General features: G+C 59.8%; 19 protein-coding genes and 1 tRNA gene. 11 read left to right on the plus strand and 9 right to left on the minus strand.

Features of this window, described 5'->3' with window-relative positions; genetic code table 11:
- Nucleotides 1-45 precede the first annotated feature (45 nt).
- Both O3649_RS07850 and disA read right to left on the minus strand, forming a co-directional pair.
- On the minus strand, nt 46-285 hold the full coding sequence (locus tag O3649_RS07850) for a phosphoglycerol transferase (protein WP_314643811.1): 240 nt from the start codon (nt 283-285) through the stop codon (nt 46-48).
- Between the two features lie 108 nt (nt 286-393).
- Nucleotides 394-1,470 carry a DNA integrity scanning diadenylate cyclase DisA gene (gene disA, locus O3649_RS07855; protein WP_070615415.1) on the minus strand — a complete coding sequence of 359 codons (1,077 nt, stop codon included), beginning with the start codon at nt 1,468-1,470 and terminating at the stop codon, nt 394-396.
- Between the two features lie 208 nt (nt 1,471-1,678).
- Here disA and radA point away from each other — a divergent pair, with 208 nt between their 5' ends.
- The gene (gene radA, locus O3649_RS07860) at nt 1,679-3,112 is read left to right on the plus strand and encodes a DNA repair protein RadA (protein WP_049354023.1); all 1,434 of its coding nucleotides are present in this window, start codon (nt 1,679-1,681) and stop codon (nt 3,110-3,112) included.
- Between the two features lie 132 nt (nt 3,113-3,244).
- Here the strand turns inward: radA and O3649_RS07865 are convergent, their stop codons facing one another.
- The 6 genes from O3649_RS07865 to O3649_RS07890 all read right to left on the minus strand — a co-directional run bounded on the left by O3649_RS07865 (nt 3,245) and on the right by O3649_RS07890 (nt 10,502).
- Nucleotides 3,245-4,573, minus strand: coding sequence for an aromatic acid exporter family protein (locus O3649_RS07865; protein WP_070615411.1), 1,329 nt, complete (start codon nt 4,571-4,573; stop codon nt 3,245-3,247).
- Between the two features lie 141 nt (nt 4,574-4,714).
- On the minus strand, nt 4,715-6,457 hold the full coding sequence (locus O3649_RS07870; protein ID WP_371573637.1) for a polysaccharide pyruvyl transferase family protein: 1,743 nt from the start codon (nt 6,455-6,457) through the stop codon (nt 4,715-4,717).
- A gap of 2 nt (nt 6,458-6,459) precedes the next feature.
- Nucleotides 6,460-7,527 (minus strand): glycosyltransferase family A protein, encoded by a 1,068-nt coding sequence (locus O3649_RS07875; protein ID WP_070604984.1) that lies wholly within the window; start codon nt 7,525-7,527, stop codon nt 6,460-6,462.
- Between the two features lie 131 nt (nt 7,528-7,658).
- Nucleotides 7,659-8,693: an inorganic phosphate transporter gene (locus O3649_RS07880; protein ID WP_070674434.1), complete on the minus strand. Its 1,035-nt coding sequence runs from the start codon at nt 8,691-8,693 to the stop codon at nt 7,659-7,661.
- Complete coding sequence (locus tag O3649_RS07885; protein WP_005504391.1) at nt 8,693-9,310, minus strand: hypothetical protein; 618 nt, start codon at nt 9,308-9,310, stop codon at nt 8,693-8,695. The genes O3649_RS07880 and O3649_RS07885 overlap by 1 nt, the downstream gene beginning before the upstream one ends.
- 418 nt (nt 9,311-9,728) lie before the next feature.
- Nucleotides 9,729-10,502 carry a histone acetyltransferase gene (locus tag O3649_RS07890; RefSeq protein ID WP_314364529.1) on the minus strand — a complete coding sequence of 258 codons (774 nt, stop codon included), beginning with the start codon at nt 10,500-10,502 and terminating at the stop codon, nt 9,729-9,731.
- 87 nt (nt 10,503-10,589) lie between these two features.
- Here O3649_RS07890 and O3649_RS07895 point away from each other — a divergent pair.
- The 10 genes from O3649_RS07895 (at nt 10,590) to O3649_RS07940 (ending at nt 18,777) form a co-directional block, all read left to right on the plus strand.
- Nucleotides 10,590-10,662 (plus strand) — tRNA-Lys (locus O3649_RS07895).
- 169 nt (nt 10,663-10,831) lie between these two features.
- Entirely contained in the window at nt 10,832-11,341 is a 510-nt protein-coding gene (locus O3649_RS07900) for an asparaginase domain-containing protein (protein ID WP_070832225.1), read from the plus strand.
- A 1-nt stretch (nt 11,342) separates the two neighbouring features.
- Entirely contained in the window at nt 11,343-12,011 is a 669-nt protein-coding gene (locus O3649_RS07905) for an amino acid transporter (RefSeq protein WP_371573641.1), read from the plus strand.
- Nucleotides 12,012-12,263: 252 nt separating this feature from the next.
- Nucleotides 12,264-13,001 carry an organic solvent tolerance protein OstA gene (locus tag O3649_RS07910; RefSeq protein WP_303950170.1) on the plus strand — a complete coding sequence of 246 codons (738 nt, stop codon included), beginning with the start codon at nt 12,264-12,266 and terminating at the stop codon, nt 12,999-13,001.
- Nucleotides 13,002-13,111: 110 nt separating this feature from the next.
- Nucleotides 13,112-13,705 carry a multidrug DMT transporter permease gene (locus O3649_RS07915; RefSeq protein ID WP_005504401.1) on the plus strand — a complete coding sequence of 198 codons (594 nt, stop codon included), beginning with the start codon at nt 13,112-13,114 and terminating at the stop codon, nt 13,703-13,705.
- 268 nt (nt 13,706-13,973) lie between these two features.
- Nucleotides 13,974-15,479, plus strand: coding sequence for an ABC transporter permease (locus O3649_RS07920; RefSeq protein ID WP_371573644.1), 1,506 nt, complete (start codon nt 13,974-13,976; stop codon nt 15,477-15,479).
- Nucleotides 15,480-15,570: 91 nt separating this feature from the next.
- Nucleotides 15,571-16,458 carry a multidrug ABC transporter permease gene (locus O3649_RS07925; protein ID WP_246828668.1) on the plus strand — a complete coding sequence of 296 codons (888 nt, stop codon included), beginning with the start codon at nt 15,571-15,573 and terminating at the stop codon, nt 16,456-16,458.
- 9 nt (nt 16,459-16,467) lie between these two features.
- Nucleotides 16,468-16,998: a hypothetical protein gene (locus O3649_RS07930; RefSeq protein ID WP_371573646.1), complete on the plus strand. Its 531-nt coding sequence runs from the start codon at nt 16,468-16,470 to the stop codon at nt 16,996-16,998.
- Between the two features lie 381 nt (nt 16,999-17,379).
- The gene (locus tag O3649_RS07935) at nt 17,380-18,042 is read left to right on the plus strand and encodes a hypothetical protein (RefSeq protein ID WP_371573648.1); all 663 of its coding nucleotides are present in this window, start codon (nt 17,380-17,382) and stop codon (nt 18,040-18,042) included.
- A gap of 132 nt (nt 18,043-18,174) precedes the next feature.
- On the plus strand, nt 18,175-18,777 hold the full coding sequence (locus O3649_RS07940) for a hypothetical protein (RefSeq protein WP_371573650.1): 603 nt from the start codon (nt 18,175-18,177) through the stop codon (nt 18,775-18,777).
- 134 nt (nt 18,778-18,911) lie between these two features.
- Here the strand turns inward: O3649_RS07940 and O3649_RS07945 are convergent, their stop codons facing one another.
- Nucleotides 18,912-19,568, minus strand: coding sequence for a DedA family protein (locus tag O3649_RS07945; protein WP_005507588.1), 657 nt, complete (start codon nt 19,566-19,568; stop codon nt 18,912-18,914).
- Between the last annotated feature and the right edge of the window lie 56 nt (nt 19,569-19,624).

The raw sequence follows: 19,624 nt of genomic DNA on the forward strand, positions 1-19,624 counted from the left end.
TATTATCCGGCACGGGGGCTTTTTGTATAGGTCTATTGCGTGGCGCTATTTGGAGGTGCGCGGCTTGGCGAAGCGGCGCTCGCCCAGGTACCCGAGCAGGCTACCGAATGCGGTCCACTGTAGTGCCGCCAAAAGCAGGGTGGACAGGTCGGTCACCTCAAAGGAATTGGGGATGACCTTGAACCACAGTAGCGGCAGGTAAATCAGGAACAGAATGGGGGACGCCCACACGAAGAACGGGACGGGGCGCTTAGCCGACGGATACTTAGCTCGTGAGTATGACATTGTGACCTCCTTGGGGTGTCAAGGTGTGAAGGGTAACCTCCACTGTCACTACATCATAATGCAAAAGGTTCTTGTGGGGCAGGAAAAGGCCGCCGAGTAGATGTACTTCTAGATGTATTTTTCTAGGCTGCTCTCGGCCATGCGGGAGAGCTGCTCACGCACCGTGCGGGCGCGAGCCTCACCCACACCGTCCACGGCACGCAGGTCCTCAAGGGATGCCGCCATGAGAGCCTGCAGGCTGCCGAAGCGCTCCACCAGACGCTCAGAAATAGCGTTCGGGATGCTCGGAATACCGGCGAGCAGACGGAAACCGCGAGGCTGCAGGGGGAACTCCAGGTCGGGGTTCTCGCCAAAGCCGACAGTGCGGGCAATCGTGCGCAGATCCACGATAGCCATATCGTCCAGGTTCTGAAGCGCCTCAACGCCGGCGGCGATCAGCTCGTCATTCGTCTCGGGCAGATAGTCGCGCAGAATCAGATCGCTGGCGGTCATCTCGGGGGCGCGCAGCTCCTCCAGCTGCAGGGCAATCAGGCGGCCGTGCACGCCGAGCTCCAGCACGTAGTGGCTGACCTCGCGGATAATGCGGTTCACCATCTCCATACGCTGAAGGGTCATCGCCACATCCGCCAGGGACACGTTGGACTCAATCTCCAGGGCCGAGAGTGAGGAAAGCACCGAACGCAGGCGCTTCTTATAGCTTTCAAGGGTCTGAATCGCCTGGTTCGCGCGGGCCATGAGGTACTGGCTGTCCTCGACCGTGTAGCGGGTGCCGTCAACGTACACCGAAATCATAGACATCGACGCGCTCACCGAAATCACCGGGAAACCGGTCTGAATCGCGGTGCGTTCGGCGGTGCGGTGGCGGGTACCGGACTCGTTCGTGTCAATGGAGGCGTCCGGCATGAGCTGCACGCCGGCGTGCAACAGGCGGGTGGCGTCACGGTCGCAGATGATAGCGCCGTCCATCTTCGCCAGCTCGCGCAGGCGCGTTGCCGAGAACTCGGTGTCGATGTTGAAACCGCCCGAAGACAGGGAGGATACGGTGCGGTCGGATCCGAGTACGATGAGCGCGCCCGTACGGCCACGCATGATGCGTTCCAGGCCCTCGCGGAGCTCGGTGCCGGGGGCGATTCGGGCGATAGTTTTAAGCAATAGGTCACTATAATTCATCTGCACAAAAAACATTGTACCTGTAAGGGTGGTTATTGAGCCAGGTCAGGGGCGGAACGGCGGGCTAAAGTGCCTCAAAAGCGAACGGATATTCTCGATATTTATACGGGAGTGCACGAGGTGAAACTATCTGCATTTAAGGGTAAAAGTGTGTTCTGCGGTACCCCTTTTCGCCGTGACTAAACACCGCGCACCATATCGCCCCAGACCCTAAAATAGACCCATGACCGCGCGCACGAAAAACACCAAAACCGCACCCGCCTACCGCTGCACCGAATGCGGCTGGACCACCGCCAAATGGGTAGGCCGCTGCGGCGAATGCCAAACCTGGGGCACCGTCGAAGAAGCCGCCGGGGGCACCCGTGCGCGCACCCGCGCCGCATCCAGCGTGCAGAAACCCGCCCAGCCCATTGCAGAAGTCGACTCGCGCGTAGCCGCCTACATGAGCACCGGAAACCCCGAATTTGATCGCGTGCTCGGTGGTGGACTCGTACCCGGCGCGGTCATCCTCATGGCGGGCGAACCCGGCGTGGGCAAATCCACCCTGCTGCTGGATGTCGCCGCCACCTTCGCGCGCGGCACCGCCGGGATTGCGGGACAGCAGGGGGCGCAGAATATCGCACCCCAGCCGCCGCGCCCGGTCCTGTACATCACCGGCGAGGAATCCGCCGCGCAGGTCAAACTCCGCGCCGACCGCATCGGCGCCATCGCGGACACCCTCTACCTGACCAGCGAAACTGACCTCGGCACCGCCCTAGCGCATATTGAGCAGGTCAACCCCTCCCTGCTGGTCATCGACTCGGTGCAGACCCTCGCCTCCGCGGAAGTTGAGGGTAGCGCCGGCGGTGTGACCCAGGTGCGTGAGGTTGCCGCCTCCGTGATTGCCGCGGCTAAGGAACGCAATATGTGCACCCTGCTCGTGGGTCACGTGACTAAGGAAGGCACCATCGCGGGCCCGCGCCTGCTTGAGCACCTGGTGGACGTGGTCTGCCAGTTCGAGGGCGATAAGCACTCGAATATCCGCATGCTACGCGCGATTAAGAACCGCTTCGGACCCACCGACGAGGTGGGCTGCTTCGACATGCACGAGGACGGCATCGCACCGGTGCTGGACCCCTCCGGCATGTTCGTCTCCAGTACCCCGCACCCGGTGGCGGGCACCTGCGTGACCGTCACGATGGAGGGCCGCCGACCCCTGCTCGCGGAGGTACAGGCGCTACTGGATCAGGCGGTGGCACCCGCCCCGCGCCGTACCGTTTCGGGCCTGGATTCGGCGCGTATTCAGATGCTGCTGGCGGTGCTGCAGCGCCGCGCCGGGCTGAACGTGGGCAAGCTCGACTGCTATGTATCCACGGTGGGCGGCGCAAAAATTGCCGAGCCCGCCGCCGACCTGGCGTGCGTTATGGCGCTTGCCTCGGCGGCGCAAAATAAGCCGCTACCGCGCAAACTCGCAGTCTTCGGCGAGGTGGGCCTGGCCGGTGAAGTGCGCGCCGTGCCGGGCATCCGCCAGCGCATTGCGGAGGTGGGCCGCCTGGGCTTCACGCACGTGCTGGTGCCCGCCTCCCCGACCGGCGTGGGGGACGTGCCCGAGGGCGTGACCGTGCGTGAGGTAACCACCCTGGGCGAGGCGCTCGCGCTGCTCTTCCCACAGAAGTAACCGCCCGCGCATCAACAGCATAGAGATAGCGGAGGAGGGGGCTCCCGGCTGGCGTGAATACCGGCCGGGAGCCCCCTCCGTTGCGTCTTGATGGGTTGCCGCTGACCCCGCTAGAAACCCTCCAGAAACCCGCTAGGAGGAGCGGCTCTCCTCCTCGTTCTCGTGCAACATGATGTTGATCGAGCGGGTGTTGAGCTTGTTCGTGTGGTGGGTGTTCACCGCGCTATCGGTCACGTCATCAACCACCGTGGAGTCGTCCATGTCAGCGTCAACAATCGGGATTGCCGAGGTACGCGGTGCATGTTTGGTGACCGCCTCACCCAGGGGCACCAGAACCGCCACGGCGTCCTTGTGGGACATACCGGTTGCCTCCATAAAGTCCACCACAATCAGGCGGAGCATCAGCACGAGCGACTCGCCCTCAAAGGTTGCCACACCCATCGTGCGCGGCTCGAGGGTGCCGGCAAGCTTAATCATGCGCTCGCGTGCCTCCATCATGTAGTGCTCGCGTTCGCCCTCCGTCGGGGCAGACATGCCCAAGCCGAGGCTCTGTGCCGCCACCGACAGCTCGGTCAGCGCGTCACTGAGCGAGAGCTGCGCGGCAGTGCGTAGCTGCACGTGGTGAATCGTGGACGCCATGCGGCGGTTGAGCACACGGTCGTTACGGATCGCCAAATCCACCGCGGCGAGGGTCTTTGCCATGCGCGCCAGCTCGCCCTTGCTCTTGCGGCTATTCCAGGACAGCTCATTCATACCCTGCGCGGTGATTAGGTCGCCTCGGCACGCATCATACAGTGGTTGCAGGGCGCGTGCATCAAGCAGGCTCTGGTACGCCTTGTTGTAGTCGTAGTAGCGGATTGCCTCAGAGGAAAGCTGGAAAACCTTCGCGAACGCATCCATGAGAGCCTGCGCGCGGGCACGCGGGTTCTTACGCGGGTCGCGCGGCATCAGGTACATGGCGAGGAACGCAAAGGCGCCACCAACGATACCGTCGAAACTGCGGGTGAACGCATCGTCAGGTACGGGCAGCAGCAACGTGAAACAGGCCTGGAAGCTGAGCTGAATCGTAAAAATAATGCCCTTATCAATAAATCGGGCAATAATCACGGTCAAGAAAAGCACCACTGCCGCCTGCCAGGTACCGTGACCGAGCAGAATCAGCAGAAGGTCGCCAATGAGAATGCCGAGGGTCACGCCGAAGGAGACCTCAAGGATTCGGCGGGAATGCTTAGCGCCGCTTACATAGCCGAGGGATACGAGGGCAGCGACCGGCGCGAAAATGGGTTCCTGGTGGCCCAGGATGTGCTCAGCGAAAAGCCAAGCGCCCATAGACGCCGCAACAATCTGCACAGACTGAAAGAAGTCTGCTCGGACTCGGTGAATACCCTCATGAATGAACTGCCGGGTGTTCTGTTCAGTAGTGCGTAGAATCTCTGCGAAGCGTGCCATGAGCACCATCATACCGGCGCGTGTGCGGTGCACAAGAGGCTAGGGCAGTGTTGGGGGCAAGTGTGAGAGACCCCGCGCCCCGGCCCCCGCATAGCACTCTGGCTTGGGTGGTTTTTCGCGCGGAAACTTTAGCTCAAGGGCTCAGCCGCGAATCTAGCCGCGGAGGCGGCGCGCCACCCTCGCCAGCAGACCCGGCTGGGCGGGATGCGCCTCGGCGGGTGCTTCAGAATAAGCCTCAACGGTGACGGGGCGCGTCTGTTCTGCACCGTGCGCCCCGTGAATACCGTGCGCGCTGTACCCGCCACCGATTGTGCGGGCGCGCTCGAGCTGCCGGCGGTGCTCGGCATCCCAGGAATGCGCCCGGTCAGACATCGCCCACTCGAACCCCGCGGTGAGGGAGGTTTCGGTGAAGAGCTCGCGGGCGGCACGGACGGTCGCACCCAGCGGCTCGGGGAGCGCCGGAACCTGCTCCACGGCGGGGAAGGGCGCGGGTGCCTCTACTTCGTCCAGCTTTTCTGCGCCAGATGCAAGAATCTGCGCCAGCAGGTAGGCACGTTCGGCTCGCAGAACCTCCAGCAGCTCGGTGCGGCGCGCATCCGATGTCACCGCCGCGTGTCGCAGGGCGGCGGCAACCATCAGCTCGGGAACACCACCGGCGAGCATGCCCAACGGCAGGGTGAACTCGCCCAGCCCGTACAGGCTCAGGGCGCCGCCCACGCGCATCTGCGTGAAGGCATCCGGCACGAGGGCAAGCACGGGAATACCCGCCGCGGCGGAGAACACCGCCGGGTGGTAGCGGCTGGTCAGCGTGAACGCCGCGCCACGGTGCACGGTGACGCTCTGGTCGGCGTGCAGAATCGGTAGCAGGGTCGCCGGGGTGGAGGGACTGAGTTGCTCGGCGATGCGCTGGTGCGCCTGAATATCGCCGTTGGTCGGGTCCTGCGGGTCACCGTAGTGGCTCAGGAACACGGGGGCGTAGCCGTGCTCGCGCCACATGCTATCGAGCAGGCATGCGATCTGCTGCGCCTGCTGTTCGGTGCACTCGTTGACGGTCACGCACACGTAGCGTTCGGGCAGCTCATCCAGTGCCTGACCTGCGGAAACGCCTTCCGCATAGTGCAGGGTACGCGCGGGGGAAGCCGGCAGGTAGTCGGTGGCATCGTCCACGCTCAGGCGCGCGTCAATACCCCGCTCACGGCACCAGGCGAGGGAAGAATGTTCGCGCACCGTCACCGAACGGGCGGTGCGCAACATGCGCTCCAGAACCTGCGCGTCCTCGGGGTTGAGCACCGGGCCCAGGGACTGACCGGTCACATACACGGGCACGCCCGCATGCTCGGCGGCACGCACCGCGGCGGCGCGTTCGTAGAGCAGCCAACCGTAGCGGGAGTTGAGGTTGCCGCCGCCGGAGACCACAACTGCGTCCATGGTGGCGATAGCGTCCGCGAATTCCACCATGCGCTCAACGGTCTGCTCCAGCGGATGCAACACCTCCGGCAGCGCCTGCACCTGCGGCAACACCGACAGCTCGGTAACGGAGGGGCGCTCTCGGTCGGCGTGCAGCTCCGTCAGGACGCATTCGAACGCCGCGAGGGTCAGCTCGCGTTCAGCCGGTGCCCAGGGGAAGAGGAGGAACGGCAGGTACTCGTAGGGCGCGCCCGCCTCATGCTGTGCCGCCTCATGATTCACCGCTGCGCCAATATAGCGCGCCGAATGGCCCACATCGCGGGTCATGAGGGTGACCGCCGCGCCGCCTTCGGAAAGCGCCTGAGCGCTCGCAATGGTCATGGCTTCGTCGCCCACGTGGTAGGTGTGCTGGCCGATATCGCCAATGACGAGCACGCGCGGTGCTTCAGTAACGGGCAGTGCTGTAGAAGAATGATTGTTCTCTGTCATGGCTATGCGCCCTTCTGATCTGCCGACTCAGCCTCAGCACCGCGACGAACTAGGGAACGCTTCGCCAAGGAACGCAGTGCGCGGCCCGGGGTGCGCAGGTGCTTGAGAACCCGCAGACGCTCCTCAATAGCCTGCTGGCGGTTCTCAATGGCCTGCTGACGGGCCTCAATACGTGCCAGGCGGCTCTCAATAGAGCGCAGAATATCCAGGGATTCGCGGGTCAGATCGTGCCCGTCAATCACGCGGCGCTCCAGGTCAGCCGCCAAATGCGCCTGATACAGGTACGCACCCGGTCGGGCACCCGCCTGCAAATCCTCACGGATAGCGCGGGCACGCACCATCGAATCGAAGCGGGCGTGATCAGCCTGGCGCTTCACGCTATTCGCCTCGGAGCCCTCCGCGTCGGGGCGTAGCGACCAGTACGCCAGCGGCTCATCCACCAGCAGAATATCCGCAACGGAGGCGGCACGCATGTTGAACTCCCAGTCGCCGACCACCGGCAGGGACTCATCGTAGAAACCGACCAGCTCGTGTAGGCTGCGGCGGTAGAGAATACCGATCGGCACGGCACGGTTCGTGCGGAAGAGGAACTGCAAACCCATGCCGGGCAGGCCGTCGTGGAAAATACGCTCCTCGTACACCTCGAACTCGCCGTCGGCGTTCTCACGTTCGTACCGCTCCACAACGCGGGTGGTGCACATGAGCGCGCCGCTCTCTTCCAGCGCCGCGACGGTGCGCTCCAGGAACTCGGGTGCCCACAGGTCGTCGTCATCGTGAATCGCCACGTATTCGGAGGTGGTCGCCGCCAAACCGGCGTTGGATGCCGCCTCCATGTTGCCGCCGGCGGTGGTCAGCAGCTGCACGCGGCTGGAATCGTGCGCGTTAGAACCCAGCAAACCCAGTGGAGAAGCCTCAATGACGGCGCGGGTTGCCTGCTCGTCGCCTCCGTCGTTAATCACGCAGACCGTGTAGTCGGTGAAGGTCTGCTGCGCGATATTCTCCAGCGCGCGGCTCAAGAAGCGGGGGCGGCCCTTCGTGCGGACCAGAATAGCTACGGTAGGGGAAGACATAACCACAATCAGTCGAGGGTGAGTGGGCGCGTGCCAGCCCAAGAACTCAACCATTATGAGGGTGCGCACCGTTCAGACTCAACCCGCCGCCCGGCTATCCCGCGGCAGTGAGCATGCACCGCCCCTAAAATCTAGTGGATGGACTGTAGAGCCACCATCGCCAGCACTCCGAACACAAAGCACGCCGGGATGGTCACCAGCCACACCAGAAGAATCTGCAGAACAATCCTGGACTTCAACGCATTAAAACGCTGGTTTACGCCCGCGCCGAGCGCCGATGCTGTTGCCAGGTGCGAGGAGGAGAACGGCACCTGCAGCAGGAAGTAGCCGATTACCTGCACCACAGCGGTGGTACCCTGAGCGACCGCACCACGGAACGGGTCTAGGCGCACCATCTTGTAGGCGAAGGTGTAGCCGATGCGGCGGCCACCGGTCAGCGTACCGGCGCCCAGGCTGAGGGCAATGATGATGGTGCCCAGCAGCATCCCGCCTCGGGTGAGGGATTGAAGCAAATCCGGGTCTATGATGCGTTCGCTCAGCAGCGCCCACAGCAACAGGTACAGGTAGCCGGTCTGCAGGCCGTGCAACAGCGAAATTGCGGAGGCAGAGACCGCCAGCACCTCGCGGGCGTGCTGATTCACCAGGCGCGGGTTATGCCCCACCACGAGGCGGTAGAACGGCACCACCATCAGCCAGGACAGCAGAAAAATGAGCGGCGGTAGGTAGAAGAGCGGCAGCAGGGTCGCCCCAAAAATATGCGGCAGGAAGGCGAGCGAACCGAAGCCTTCAGCGGCGCTGTCGATCCTTGTTTGGGTCCACCAGCTCACGCCGGCAAGGGCACCCACCAGCGCGTGGGTCGAGGAAGACGGAATCCTCGAAACCCAGGTGAGCACACCCCAAATAGCGCAGACCAGTAGTGCCGCAACAATGCCGTTCAGGCCGGTGGTACCCTCCGGGGCACTCACCCACGAGGCGGAATACTCACCGAGCAGCAGGAACGCACCGACCACACCAAGCACGTTGAAGAGCGCGGCAAGGTACAGGGCGGAGCGCTCGCCGAGGGCGCGGGTACGCACCGGAACAGCGACGGCGTTTGAGGCGTCGTGCACACCGGTCACGTAGACCGCGGCAATGAAGGCACAACAGGCTAGAAGACCCAGGAGCATTAGGATTCCTGAACGATAATGCGGCCGATCTCGGCGGACACATCACGCATAGCGTTGGAGGCGGCGGTCAGCTGCGCCAGGAAGGTGGCGTAGCGGCGGTACCGTTCGGGGGTGTAGCGTTCGGCAATGTACGCGTCGTATTCTTCGGCGGTGCGCAGCGCCTGGCGGGAGATGCGCAGCATGTCCATCCAGTAGTTGTCGAGGCCGCGAATATCAGCAAGTTTGGGGATGACGGCGGCGGTCAGCACCGCCTGACGCTGAATAATGTCCAGAATCGAGGTGATGTGCGTGGCGAAGCCGTCAATGCTGTGCAGGGACAGCACGTGTGCGGCGCTGGTGAGCTTCTCAACGGCGTTGGTGAGCTTGCGTGCCAGCGTGTACAGGTCTTCACGCGGAATCGGCGGGGAGAAGGAGCTGCGCACCTCGGTGAGGGTGCGGAACAGCAGGTTCGTGGAGTCCGCCTCGTGGGTGAGCATGCGTTCGAAGAGTTCGGGGTACTCCGCGACGGGGGAGCCGACCATTTCAGAGAGCAATGCCGCCGCCTCACCGACCTGCGCTGAAATTTCAGCGAGGGAGGCGAGGGATTCGTTGGCGTGGGGGAAAAGTCGGTGCAGCATAGTTCCCAGTCTAACCAGTATTGGGTGCTGCGGGTGCGCATAGCCTGCGCGCATCTCACGAGCGCCCGACCTGCAAACGTCACTGCAACGACCAGTAAATGTTATAGCGCCGCCCTGTTCGCGGTTACGCATGGGGGTTTTAAACAAAAAACGGTGGGGGTCGATTTCTCGACCCCCACCGGAACGTTTAGGGATGTCGGGTTGGGAGCGCCTCTCGGCGGAAGGCCGCTCGAAGCGGCTAAAGATTTGGAGCCCGGGGCTACCTATTAGCAACCCGACATCTTGTAATTATTATCCACCCGCACCCGGTGCAGAGTCAATCGGAAACAGGCTTTTCAGGCCTTTGCGGCCCAATGTGGAACCTGTGCCAATTCGCGGCACGAACCCGTATTTTTAGGTGCTCAAACGTTGCAGAAGACTAAAATGCTTCGAGGTTGGTCTGTGATTTTTCCTGCGCAGAATCAGCCTCCAAAGCCCCGTTAGCCTGCTGACCAGCCTCAACGGCGCGCAGCTGGGCGGCGACCGCCTCCAAATCGTGCGCGATCTGCTCCATCTGCTGAGCCTGACGCGGCAGACGAGCACGACGCTCCACCGCCTCACGCTTCACCTCGTGGCTGCCCGGAACCGCACCATCCTGCCCGGCAGAGCGCGCATAATCGGTGCGGATACCCAACGCCACCACGTGCGCAAACGCGGCGCAACGTTCCATCGCAATGTCCATATCGCCGGTGTACAGGCCCGCCAGAATCTCATCAATCGTGCGGACCACCTCGTCGGCACTCGGCGGGTCGGGAACACCCGCCACCACGTGCGAACGGTAATCCTCCGCCATGCCCAGCTCAAAAGCGCGGCTCACCCCGCGCGGTGAACGATGCACCACGTCCCGCAGCCAGTACATACGCCACAGCGCACCCGGCAGAGAGTGGGCGCTCGCGTGCGACCAGAGTTCGGCGAGCATCTCAATACCGTAGTCGTCGGTGAAGCTGACGAGCCGCTCGGTCATCTGTTCATCGGTGTTGCGTCCGCGCATCAGTAGGATGCGTGCGGAGGCATGCGCCGCCTCTTCGCGTGCGGCGGGGTCCATGCCGCCTTCATGGCGTTCAAATTTCTCGGCGGAGTAGAGGACGGGGCGGTGGTGGGTGCGGTGTCGGGTACGCCCGGAGGCGCCGGTTGATGATGCGGGTGTAGACATAGGATTTCCCAGTGTACCGTTCATTGGCTGGGGGCCGGTAGTGTATAGTATTTCTATCTGCACACTTTCAGTTTTGTGTGGATAGGAGCGCCTTTAGCTCAGTCGGTAGAGCTACGGACTTTTAATCCGCAGGTCGTGGGTTCGAGCCCCACAGGGCGCACTAGCCGACCCGTCGCCTCCCGCTTTGCGGGGGTCGGCGGGTTTTTGCGTCTTCACCCTAGTGTGCGGGGTTTTACCCCGTGTTGATTCCGTGTGGTGGGGCGTGTCCTGCCGGGTTGGCCTGGCAGTTTTTGATTTGTGTACGTTGACCCGAAAAGATGAGGAAATCCGTGAGCGTCACCATTAAGAACCCCGAAGAGATCACGATTCTTGCCACTGGCGGCACGATCGATAAGTTCTACTCCGTTGCGGGCACCATGGATATTGGTGAGCCTGCCGCTAAGGACCTGCTGGACCGCGTGATTACCGATATCCGTTTTGATATTCGCCCGCTGATTGGCAAGGACAGCCTGGACATGACCGATGAGGATCGTGCCGAGCTGACCGAGGCGCTGAACGCTGTCACTAACGACCAGGTGCTCATCACTCACGGCACCGACACCATGCCGGAGACCGCCCGCTACCTGGTGGAGCATGCCGATCTGGGCGATAAGGTTGTGGTGCTGACCGGTGCGATGCAGCCCGCCGTGATGGCTCGTTCGGATGCAGGCTTCAACCTGGGTGCCGCTATTGCTGCCCTGAACCTGCTGGAGCCGGGCGTGTACATCAGCATGAGCGGCCGCATTTTCCCTGCTGAGAGCGTGCGTAAGGATCGTTCTCGCGGCATTTTTGAGGGCTAAGATGGCTGATTCTTCTGCTCGTATGCTGCGGGGTGAACCGGTTTCTGCCGCCGAGCTTGCGCCGGTGGAGGGCTCCTCGGATCTTGTGCCGCAGGAGCATATGTCGCAGGCGCAGCTTATGCAGCTGCAGGCTATGGATGAGCTGGAGCAGCAGGCTGATGAGTTCTGGAATGTCACCAGTGATTACCCGCTGCCGGCTAAGAACCTGTACCTGGTGCGTGTGCTGCTGCTGGTCGTTCCCTCGCTGATTACTGTTTATTACTTTATCCGCGTCACGCTTTTCCCGATTGGTGCGGTGCCGCTGGTCTACCTGGTGATGCACATGTGGGTTGCCATGATTTACCGGGCGAACCGTTCGGTGAAGTTGGTGTTGCTGGCGAATGCGGCATCCGGGGTCGCGGCGGCGATCATGACGGCGTTCTTTGCCTATGCGCTTGTGACGGTGCAGGGCCCGCAGACGCTGCTGGACCGTGTGGGCGTGGTCTATACGGTGAGCCTGCTGACGGTCATGGCGTCGTTTGCGTTGGAGGTTCTGTTCTCGCTGTTTTATAGTTTGGCGGTTCGTAGGAGCTTGCGTCTGACGCAGAAGAAGCAAGAGGAAGAACAGCGGAACGCAGAACAGCAGCATGCAGAGGACCCGAACGCGGAGGCTTCGCAGGTAGCGGAGTAGGGCTAACGCGCCCCGGCGGGCGGGGATTCTACCCCGCGTATCCGCGCCTCCGACGGGGTGATAACGAGGCGATAAGCGGCGGTGTGACACGCTCCCCGCGACGCCCAGCTACTGCTCAGATTCCCTTAAAGTACGCGTGATACGGTAGAGACAGAAACACGACCCGCACCTGCCAGGAGGCCACTCATGGGCGCTACACACCTGAACACAGATGCCGCTTCATCCGCAGAACACCCGGATGAAGATATCAGTATGCAGACCCGCTTTCAGGCGCCTATCCGTCACGTGACTCCTGCTACGCCGGAGGTATCCGTTCCGCTGAACGCGCCGCCTGTGGTGACTGGCTCGCATCCGGTTATTTCGGCGACTTCTACCGTCATCATTCAGGATGGTACGAACCCTCCGATTGTGGTGCGTACACACCCGACGGGTCCTCTGCCGCCGTTCCCGGGGCAGGGTCAGGTTCCCGCTTTTCTGCGCACCTATACCGCTGATGAGGTGAAGGAGCGCAAGCAGAAGCTCAAGAAGAACCTCCTAGTCCGCGCGGTTATCCTGTGTATTTTGACTCTGGTTGAAGGCCTCATTATCTCCCAGTACACGCAGCCGTTGGCGATTTGCTTTGGTTTTGTGGCGGCGCTTTACCTGGTGGTTCAGATGTGGCCGCTGATGCGCCCGCCCAAAGACTCGGCGGATGCCTCCGTATATAGCGTTTGGGCTATATGCTCCCTGATTGGGTATGTTGCCGTGGGGCTGGTGCTTTCACCGATTACGTTCCTGCTGCTGATGCTCGACTGGGCTGGGGTTTCGATGGGGCTTGACCCCCTGCTGATACTTGTTGTCTTGGGCTTGGTCTGGTTGAGCGAGGTCGGTTTATCGTTGCTGACCATTTACCGCTTCAACAACTTGCGAATTGCGATGGCGAATCGGGCAGATTCTCCGTTGCTACCTGAAAGTATTTCTGCGACGGTTGATCCGTCCACTTCTGCCTAAAGTTTTGAGGCGGCGCGGTAGACGAACGCCGCGCCGCCGCCCACACTCACATCACACACTCGCTCATACGTTTTCCGCACACTATCAGCCGATATCCGAAAGATTCAGCTATGTCCGCCGTCGAGTCCTCTCCGCCATCCGCTCCGAACACCACGCATCCTACGAAGCCCGCCACCCCCACTCTCGTGTCTGTGGCGGGTTGGGTTCTGCTTGTTATTGCTGTGGGCTGGCTGGCGCTGATTGCGTACACCGGCGTCTCCTATGCGACTACCCATTTGTCGCATTTTTCGACCTGGCGCGCCCAGTCGCTGGTGGATGCGCAGGCGTACTATCCGGTGCTTTTCCTGATGGTCAGCGCGTTCGGTAACGTGACCCTGCATGGTTTCTGCACGGTGGCGTATCTGCGTGGTTACCGGTGGGCGGCGTTGGTGCTGTCGGTGGCGTTGGCGTTGGGTGTTTTGGCTTCTTTGCTGATTATGCTGACTGTGGCGGCTCTTCTGGGCACGTTGAATGGTGCGCCGAGCCAGGATGTTGAGCTGCTGCTCAGTAGCGCTTCGCCGCTGTACACGCCGGTGTATATTGCGGGTCCGTACATGCTGGTGTGTGTTGTGGCGTTGGCGTTGGTGTGGTCGCGTCAGTCGCGTTCTTATATGGAGGCACGCCGTGATTGGCGTGTGCGCCGTAGCGAGGATTACCTGATTTAGCCTCATTTCTTGCCGCGGGCACTGTGAGACACAGGTCAGCGGCTCACCGATAATTTTATTCACCCAACCACAGTTAGGACGACTCGTGCACCCTACTTCCGAACCTGCGCACGAATCCTCATCGCAGACTAGCCCCGGCGCCGCGAAGCGCACATATGATGAGCGGGCGGCGTTTGAAGAGGCGAAAAGAAACCTTGGCATAGTTGGCGATAGGGAACAGGAATTTAACCGGGGACTGGAGCTTCTTGGTAAAGCCTATTCCATCGGTATGACGCTCATCCTGGTGTATTTCCTCTTGGATGCGTACCAGATTCTCGTTACTGCGGGTCGTAGTGTGAACATTGGCTCGTTCCTTAGTTATGCCCTGCCGAAGGTTCTTCCTGACGCCGTCATTGTGGTGCCGGTCCTCTGGATTGTTCTGGGGTGGGTCAAAGACGGGTACATTAATCCGCGCCGCCTGACGATGCTGTACCTGCTGCTGTGCTGTGTGAGCGGTGTGCTTTCTTTCGCCGGTGTTTTTGGTATGGCGCAGGTACTTTTCCCTGCATTCACTGCTTTGGATCCGGCGTCGCATCCTGCCGCCGCTTCGTCTATCGTGACGCAGGCTCTGGTCGCGGTCATTACGGCGGGTAGCGCTGTTCTGATGTTTCTGCTGACCCGCCCGGCTGTGGGCGCGGTTCCGAGCTTTGCGGTGATTCGGAAACAGATGAGGGCTATCGAGGAAAGCACCTCGGGTGCTGAGGATGAAGAAGAGCTGACTCGTGAGGATGTTCTTCGTCAGCTTGAGAAGGAAGAAGGCCCGGTCAAGGACTCTACCGAGCAGCTGTTGCGTGAGCTTTCTGCCGATTATGCGCTCTCGAATGATCCGGCGGAGAAGAACCGCCTGCTGGATGAGATACAGCAGGTTCAGCGCGCCCAGAAGGCGGGTGTAAAGCCCAATCTTGGTGGCGCCTCCGCTGGTGAGTCGGGTAAGCCCCACGAGCAAGCACACGGGGGCGAGAAGGCTACTGCTGGCTCTACCGCGCCTGCCGTGCCTAAGGTGGTGCTCCCGCCGCGCCCGAAGGCGTTACGCGGCGTCATGTGGTGCGCTACAGCGATTATTATTCTGTCCGCAATCCAACGTATCTATGTATCTATCCATAACGAGGTGCCAGACCGCGTTATGGAAAATATGCCGGGCATCATCATTTCAGGCATATTTGCTACCTTCATTTTCTCTCTCATACCCATTTTTGTCCTCCGCCGATTGTGGAAGGGCCGTAGATGGGCGTACTTCCTCACCCTCTTCGGTAGCGCTTTTGCGGTTTTTGTTGGGGCGCTAAGTTTGCAATCTTTCATCTCGGCTGATTATTTCTCCAGACTGGCGGATGAATCGTTGACTTCAAGGCCCCGAGACTACGTAGTTTCCATCGTGGTGAGTGACATTATGGGAGCTTTTCTTACGGCCTTCTACCTGCTGATAGTTGTGCTGCTCATTAGCCGTCCCACCAGGTCGTTTATGGCTACCGCGAGGTTGGCATGGATAGAAGCACGTGAACAGGTGAACGCCGGTGACGGTTGGATTGTTGCGCATCAGGATGCAGAAACGCGTACTCACCTGGAAGAAGAACAGACACGCAGGGAAGAAAAGGAAGCTAACCGACGCGCTGAAGAAGCGGTCGCTCAACAGTACAAGAGGACCCGCCGCACGGATGCACGGAGGAACTCCCGCAGCGAACAGCGCGGCTACAAGGACACTTCCGTGTACACCGAAGAAGGCTACCGCCTCAACTAGGGCAAGATGCCCCTCCTCATGGGGAAACTCTCTTCTGCACCCGCCCTGCGCTATAGCGTGCGGGGCGGGGCGCGAAGAGTAGAAAGGAACAATGATGTCAGAACGCACCCCAAAGCAACCGTTGAATGACCCGGAGTACACGGTTCCCGAGTACAGCGTGCTGTTGCCCTCCGACGAGGCTGAAAATAGCACTGCAGGAGGCGATGCCGCCTTCAATAACGTAACTTCCGGTAGCGCCGCAGATAACAGCGCGGCGGAGGGCAACGCACCCGGCGGCAGCGCCTCCGAGCACGACGCTAGCACCCCCGAGCAAACCACTACCGGCTACACCGCGACTGTCTCCGCCGAGCAGGTAATCCCGGAGCGCCCTAAGGCTATGCGCAACGTCATGTGGTGTGCAGTCGCCATGATTGCGTTGATGGTTCTTAGCAGTTCTCTTCGGATCCTGCTCCCAAGCCAGTCGTATATCGATTTTGAGATGGTGGTGAGAACTCTCTTCTCTATGCTGGCGTTTACCCTCTTCGCCTCCATCATCCCGATCTTTATCCTCTGGAAAGTCTGGGATGGCCGTGAGTGGGCGCGCATTCTTACCATCATCGGCAATGCTTTTGCAGTGGCTAACGGTGTGCTTATTTTTGCGAATAATTTCATGGACTCAAGGTATTCCTCCAGGGCGATAGGCGGGTCTTCGTATTCAGCCTCTTACCTGGTAGATACCGTTAGCGGCACTCTTATGTTTGTCCTTCATATCCTAATGATTGTGCTGCTGACTCGTGCTCCTATTAGGATGTACACACAAATCGTTAGCGGGGCACGTGCACTAGAACATCAGCAGATGATGTCTGAGACGAGACAGGCTGCCGGTCAGGTACCGGCGGAACTTCGAGAGCTTTTCGCTGATGATGAGGACGGCGAACGCACATCATCAGGGGAGAACACCCCTCGACCCCCGCACCGTAGCGCGGGATGGGGAACATAGAAAGGAACAATGATGTCAGAATATGGATCTCCGGGGCTAGCCCCGCACTATCAGCAGAACCAGCCGTATCAGCCGCGTTCTAACGGCCGCCCTGCTGCTCTGATATGGGTAACGGTGCTTACTGCGCTGGTTATTCTGATTGGGGCAACCCAGTCTACTGTGAGTGCTTTGGAGTCGAACCACACCTCCATGAATTCAGAGGCGCTGGTGCAAGTAACGATCCCTGCGCTGGTCAAAATTATCCTGATGGATGCGGTGACCCTCATTGCCCTGTTGTTCCTCTGGCTGAGGCGTAATTGGGCGCGTATCGTCAGTATTATTTTGAGTGTTCTCGGTGCGCTGGGCGGTCTTTTTTCTATTTTTGGTTCCGTCATACTCTTCAACTCTGTTGATGTGCAGGCGCTGAGCGGCGCCGAGCTGGCGCACTTCATCTTTGTTCTTGCGTTGGTAAATCTGCCTACTGTCTGCCATGCGGTGATAGCGGTATTGCTGTTCACTCCAGGTATGCGCCGATACACGTACGCGGCTGGCTCATACTAAAGGCCTGTTGACGTGAGAAGGCGGTGATAGAGCCCGATGCGTGAGCATCAAACAGAGCTTGGGGGCGGTAAATTTCTGTGCCTCTTCTGCTGGGCTTGAGAGAATGCGAAAGGGTGGGGATACCAGACGGTATCTCCACCCTTTTGCGTTAAATATCGAAATCTTTTAGCTGGTAAAACCCTTTGAGTTACCTAAAAGGTTCCAGGCTTCGTATAAAAACGTTACTAGGCTCGAAGAGCTTACCCTATACTGAAAAAGTATTATTCTCTCAGCTAACTACATCAAATAACTCTTTTAGGTACGTTTAAGACAAATCTACCTATACGAGCACAACAATCACCGACTGACGCACCACAGTGCGAGCATACGAGAGAAAGAACAATGATGTTTAACAATACTTCCGGTGCCTCCGCGGGCACGCTGGCACCGCAGGCAGCTCAACCTAACGCCGCAGCAGCGAACTTTCCGGCACCGAACTTCGCGGCACCCGCCGCAGTGGCGCCTCAGCTTCCGGTTCCTGTAGCTGCCCGCCCCGTGCATGGTGTGCCGGGTACTCAGCGCGCTATTACTCTTCCGTCGCGCCCCATTGCCATCTGGACGGTAAGTATTTGCGTGATGTTGCTCCTGCTTACGTACCCCCTGCAGCCTCTTGTGGGTCTAGAGTTTATGTTTGCGTATGTACTGGCAGGCGCAACCATGGGGCTTACGATGATTCTCCCTATTGTGCTTGGAGTAGTCTCTGCCTGGTACCTCAATGAGGGTTATGAGTGGGCGCGAGTGGTGATTATTATCGAGGGCGCACTGCGTATGCTTCTGGATATTTTGGTTGTAGCTGGCTCTTCCCGATTCTTCCTGAGCAATGACTATAATTCGCAAGCGTTCAGGTTTATGTTTTTTGGTCCGTTTATGACCCTTGAGGGTATGTATGTGAAGCTCGCCTTTGATTTCATCATCCGTATCTTCTTTATTGTTCTTCTCTGCCAGCCGCAGGTTGGGCGGTACATCCATATGCGTGGAGACCTGCGACGCATGGGCGTGCGCTAAACATAACTAACCGGGGCGCAACCCCGCCTGCCTCTTGAGGCAGGCTTCGCATGAGCCTGCCAGGTTTGAACAATCTCTTGAACAATCACCGACTCACGCATCAGCGTGGGGCACATACAAGAAAGAACGACGATGTTTAACAACGCTCCCAACTCTTCGGCTACTGGCCCGGCATCTCAGCCAAACGCCGCAGCACCGAACTTTCCGGTCCCGGGCGCACCCGCTCCTTCATACGGCATGCTGGGCTCCTACGGAGTCGTTTACGTCCCTTCGCAGCCTGTCGCCCTGCGTGCGGCGATGGGCTGCGCAATCGCCGTGATGGTATTGGCCGCCCTATCATCCCTATACATGATGAGCTGGCGTGGTGTGGAGTTCTCTGATCTTTCATGGATTGGCTTTACCGCTATCGGCGGGCTCGTCATCTGGCAGCTCTGGCAAGGAGCCCGCTGGGCGCACATACTGGTCATCGTTGACTGTGCGCTATACCTCACCCTTAACCTAACGGGCTTGCTGTTGCTCCCCGTTTTGAGTCAGGCTGGTGTGCCCGTCCTAGAAGTGGTTGGGCTAGCAGGCGCATACCACTATGGAGATCCTAATATCTTCTTTGTGCTGCTTATAGGCAGGACCGCACTTGATGTTGTCTTGCATATTGCCATCATTATTCTTCTGGCTCAACCGCAGGTATTGCAGTACTTCAAAGCTCACGAGGACCTTCGAAGCATGTGCGTAAAGTAACCTCGCGGAGGTGTAGCTGGCTTCCGGGGTATCACCTCCACCGGGTTTGAGAGAACGCAAAAAGGTGTGGGGATACCAGACGGTATCCCCACCTTTTATCATCCCCGGCTCAGGAGCCGAGAAGGACTCACGTATTACTCAGCAGATTCCTGCTTCGCCTTCGAACGGCCACGCAGGTACTCGATAATAACCGGCACCACAGAAACCGCCACAATAATCACAGCAATGTACTCAATGTTGTTGTGCACGAACGGGATACCGCCCAGCAGCACACCCGCCAGACCAATCAAACCAATCCACGCAACCGCACCAACGATATTCCACAGGTGGAACTTCTTACGGTCGTACGAAGAAATACCAGCCGCAAGAGACACAAAAGTACGAACAATCGGCACGAAACGACCCAGAACCAGAGCCAAACTACCGCGCTTCTGGAAGAACTCCTCAGTAGTGTGCAGGTTCTTGGTGCTCAGAATCTTCGCGTCATCCTTGAAGATCTTACGGCCGTAACGGGCACCAATCTGGTAGCCAACCTCAGCGCCAGCAATAGCAACCAGCACCAGGACCGGGAACGCAACCCACAGGGACAGGCCCATCTGCTCATGCAGCATACCCAGAGCAAAAATCAGGGAGTCACCCGGCAGAACAGGGAAAAGGACACCGGACTCAATAAATACGATAATTGCCGAAACTACCAGAACCCAGGGGCCGGTATCGAGCAGGAACTGCTCAAGGTCGAGACCCAAGAGCGCAACCGGAAGATGCGCCAAAGCGGTGGCAAGAAAAGTCATGAAAAATCCTGAACTGTGAGTGGACCGCACGCACGGATCGGCGGCGGAGTAACACC

The sequence above is a fragment of the Rothia sp. 27098_8_29 genome (genome assembly GCF_041432785.1).
In the GTDB taxonomy this organism is placed as follows: domain Bacteria; phylum Actinomycetota; class Actinomycetes; order Actinomycetales; family Micrococcaceae; genus Rothia; species Rothia mucilaginosa.

Coding starts and splice junctions, on each gene's coding strand:
- O3649_RS07850 (WP_314643811.1), bottom strand. CDS start 285: ATGTCATACTCACGAGCTAAGTATCCGTCGGCTAAGCGCCCCGTCCCG.
- disA (WP_070615415.1), bottom strand. CDS start 1,470: ATGTTTTTTGTGCAGATGAATTATAGTGACCTATTGCTTAAAACTATC.
- radA (WP_049354023.1), top strand. CDS start 1,679: ATGACCGCGCGCACGAAAAACACCAAAACCGCACCCGCCTACCGCTGC.
- O3649_RS07865 (WP_070615411.1), bottom strand. CDS start 4,573: ATGATGGTGCTCATGGCACGCTTCGCAGAGATTCTACGCACTACTGAA.
- O3649_RS07870 (WP_371573637.1), bottom strand. CDS start 6,457: ATGACAGAGAACAATCATTCTTCTACAGCACTGCCCGTTACTGAAGCA.
- O3649_RS07875 (WP_070604984.1), bottom strand. CDS start 7,527: ATGTCTTCCCCTACCGTAGCTATTCTGGTCCGCACGAAGGGCCGCCCC.
- O3649_RS07880 (WP_070674434.1), bottom strand. CDS start 8,693: ATGCTCCTGGGTCTTCTAGCCTGTTGTGCCTTCATTGCCGCGGTCTAC.
- O3649_RS07885 (WP_005504391.1), bottom strand. CDS start 9,310: ATGCTGCACCGACTTTTCCCCCACGCCAACGAATCCCTCGCCTCCCTC.
- O3649_RS07890 (WP_314364529.1), bottom strand. CDS start 10,502: ATGTCTACACCCGCATCATCAACCGGCGCCTCCGGGCGTACCCGACAC.
- O3649_RS07905 (WP_371573641.1), top strand. CDS start 11,343: ATGGCTGATTCTTCTGCTCGTATGCTGCGGGGTGAACCGGTTTCTGCC.
- O3649_RS07910 (WP_303950170.1), top strand. CDS start 12,264: ATGCAGACCCGCTTTCAGGCGCCTATCCGTCACGTGACTCCTGCTACG.
- O3649_RS07915 (WP_005504401.1), top strand. CDS start 13,112: ATGTCCGCCGTCGAGTCCTCTCCGCCATCCGCTCCGAACACCACGCAT.
- O3649_RS07920 (WP_371573644.1), top strand. CDS start 13,974: ATGACGCTCATCCTGGTGTATTTCCTCTTGGATGCGTACCAGATTCTC.
- O3649_RS07925 (WP_246828668.1), top strand. CDS start 15,571: ATGATGTCAGAACGCACCCCAAAGCAACCGTTGAATGACCCGGAGTAC.
- O3649_RS07930 (WP_371573646.1), top strand. CDS start 16,468: ATGATGTCAGAATATGGATCTCCGGGGCTAGCCCCGCACTATCAGCAG.
- O3649_RS07935 (WP_371573648.1), top strand. CDS start 17,380: ATGATGTTTAACAATACTTCCGGTGCCTCCGCGGGCACGCTGGCACCG.
- O3649_RS07940 (WP_371573650.1), top strand. CDS start 18,175: ATGTTTAACAACGCTCCCAACTCTTCGGCTACTGGCCCGGCATCTCAG.
- O3649_RS07945 (WP_005507588.1), bottom strand. CDS start 19,568: ATGACTTTTCTTGCCACCGCTTTGGCGCATCTTCCGGTTGCGCTCTTG.